The organism is Paenibacillus farraposensis (assembly GCF_020736845.1).
Lineage (GTDB): Bacteria > Bacillota > Bacilli > Paenibacillales > Paenibacillaceae > Paenibacillus > Paenibacillus farraposensis.
The window spans coordinates 1-256 of record NZ_JAFFQR010000039.1 but is presented as its reverse complement, the minus strand read 5'-3'; the positions used below and the strand labels follow the sequence as shown (position 1 = coordinate 256).

At 63.3% G+C, this 256-nt stretch carries 1 protein-coding gene; it reads left to right on the top strand.

The genetic code is table 11. The annotated features are described in order from the left end of the window. On the top strand, positions 1–256 hold a 256-nt coding region (locus tag JO375_RS06845), incomplete at both ends, for an AMP-binding enzyme (RefSeq protein ID WP_229523746.1).

Here is a 256-nt window from a genome sequence, read left to right as displayed (position 1 = left end):
GGAGAACGCTGCTATCGCACAGGCGACCTGGTGCGCTGGAATGCGGACGGGACGCTGGAATACAAGGGCCGGATCGACGCCCAGGTCAAAATCCGGGGGTACCGGATCGAGCTGGGCGAGGTGGAAGCGCAGCTGCTGAAGCTGGAAGCAGTGCGAGAAGCCGTCGTGATCGCACGTGAGGACGAGCAGGGACAGAAGCAGCTGTGCGCCTATGTGGTGACCCATGCGGATGTAGCGGCAAACGAGCTGCGAAGCG